The following is a 1,950-nucleotide window of genomic DNA, read 5'->3' as shown; positions in this document are numbered from 1 at the left end:
CGAGCACCGCGTCCTCGGCGCCGGGGGCGGGGGCGTCGCCGGGCGGGGTGGGCAGCGCCAGCCACCAGCGCAGCGCCTCGACCAGCAGCCGCCGCAGGTCCGCCGGCCCGGGATCGGCGAACACGTCGGCGGCGGGCGGGCCGAGCAGGGCCAACCCCGACTGGCGCAGGATGCTGCGGTCGAGCGCGTACCAGAACCGCCCGTCGGCGGCCGGCCGGTCGGCCGGGTCGTAGGTGGCTCGGAACGGCATGGTGGCGCCGGTGTTCAGCTCCACCTCGAAGCCCGGCTCGGGCGTTCCGGAGCCGGCCACGTCCCGCCGGTAGACCACCAGTTCCAGGCCGCGCGCCGGGCAGGGCAGCGCCTCGTGCCGCAGCCGGTCCACCAGCGCCCGCTTCACCGGCCCGGCGACCGGCCGGACGACCACCAGGGCCACGTCCACGTCGCTGCGCCCCGGCTGGTACGCGCCCAGCCCCACCGAGCCGGCCGCGTACGCGCCGACCAGGTCGTCGCCGAGCACCGCCCGGGCCCGCCCGACCAGCTCGTCGAGGTAGCGGCGCACGTCGGAGTCCATGCCCGCATCCTGCCCGGTCCGGGTCGGGGCGGCGCGGGCCGGGGTCACTCCGCCGGGTCGGGGCAGCAGACGGTCAGCGCGCCGGGGACCACCTTCACCTTCAGCCGCTTCGCCGTGCCGCGCGCGCCCCCGTCCAGCTCGTACGTCTTCGGCTCGGCGAAGCGGACGGTCACCTTCCGCCCCCGGGTGATCCGGACGAACGGCGACTCGTCGGAGCGGCCGGCGGCCATCCGGCCCAGCGTGCGGGCCCAGTCCACGGCGCCGCTGGCGGTGGACACGCCGATCTCCAGCGCGCCGTCGTCGGGGCGGGCGTCGTCGAAGGCGGGGATGCCGCCGGTGATGGTGCCGACGTTGCCGAAGAGCACGCAGCTCGCCTCGCCGTCGAACCAGTCGGCCCCGTCGACCCTGATCCGGGTCCGTACGCACTCGCCGCGGACGTGCCGCAGCCCGGTCCAGACGTACGCGATCCGGCCGAGCCTGCCCTTGAGCTTGCGGTCGGCGTCGCGGATCAGGTCGCCGTCGAACCCGGCGCCGGCCATCACCGCGAAGTGCTCCCCGTTGAGCCGGCCCAGGTCCAGCTCGCGCCGCCGGCCGTGCAGGGCGATCCGGACCGCCTCGGGCAGGTCGGCGGGGATGCCGAGGTTGGTGGCGAAGAGGTTGGCCGTGCCCGCGGGCAGGATGCCCATCGGCACCTCCGATCCGGCCAGCGTGTCGGCGCAGCGCTGCACCATGCCGTCCCCGCCCCAGACCAGGACCAGCTCGGCGCCCTTGCCGAGCGCCTTGCGTACCTTCTTCGGCGCCTTACGGCTCTTCGGCACCTCGTACCAGAGGAGCCGGCCGACCCCGGCGGCCACCAGGTTGGCGCGCAGCTCGTCGAGGCCGCCGCCGAAGGTCTTCTTCCGGTGGGCGACGACCGCGACCACGCCGGTCGGCGACGCGGGGGCCTCGGTGTCAGGGCGGTCGACCGTGCTCGTGCTCATGACCCCCGGTGGTACCCCACCGCCGGACTTTCCACGCCTGCCCGGATCCGCGACGCGCCCGATTTCGATCAGCCGCATGCTGTGATCAACCGACTTCGTTCGGTAGAGTGCGGGCGGTGATCGCCGGCGCTGGCCGGAGATCGGGGGGTGCCGGGATGACTCGACGGGGCGGACGGTTGACGCGGGTCGCGCTGCGCCTCGGCCTGCTGCTCGGCGGGGTCGCCGTGGCCTGGGGCGCACACGAGATCGCCGCCGGCGCCGCCGCCCAGGCCGCCGAGCGTCCGCCGGCCGGGCCGCTCACCGCCGCCGTCGACCTGCTCACCGGCACGCTGAACCCGCTCCTCGGCGCGGTCACGACTCCCCCCACGTCCGCCGAGGTCCCCGCCGGCGCGGCCCCGG

Annotated in this window: 2 protein-coding genes and 1 pseudogene; 1 reads left to right on the top strand and 2 read right to left on the bottom strand. The window is 76.3% G+C overall.

The window, feature by feature from the left end:
* Both B0E53_RS36000 and B0E53_RS35995 read right to left on the bottom strand, forming a co-directional pair.
* The coding region (locus B0E53_RS36000; RefSeq protein ID WP_107079873.1) for a nucleotidyltransferase at positions 1 to 571 on the bottom strand (571 nt) is incomplete at its 3' end.
* Between the two features lie 44 nt (positions 572 to 615).
* Positions 616 to 1,551 carry a diacylglycerol kinase family protein gene (locus B0E53_RS35995; protein WP_107079872.1) on the bottom strand — a complete coding sequence of 312 codons (936 nt, stop codon included), beginning with the start codon at positions 1,549 to 1,551 and terminating at the stop codon, positions 616 to 618.
* Positions 1,552 to 1,706: 155 nt separating this feature from the next.
* On the opposite strand from B0E53_RS35995, the pseudogene B0E53_RS35990 reads away from it, so the two are divergent.
* A pseudogene (locus B0E53_RS35990) lies at positions 1,707 to 1,950 on the top strand (hypothetical protein); the annotation flags it as partial.

The sequence above is a fragment of the Micromonospora sp. MH33 genome (assembly GCF_003013775.1).
GTDB classification, from domain to species: Bacteria; Actinomycetota; Actinomycetes; order Mycobacteriales; family Micromonosporaceae; genus Micromonospora; species Micromonospora fulviviridis.
This window is presented reverse-complemented; position numbering and strand designations above follow the sequence as displayed.

Coding starts and splice junctions, on each gene's coding strand:
- B0E53_RS35995 (WP_107079872.1), bottom strand. CDS start 1,551: ATGAGCACGAGCACGGTCGACCGCCCTGACACCGAGGCCCCCGCGTCG.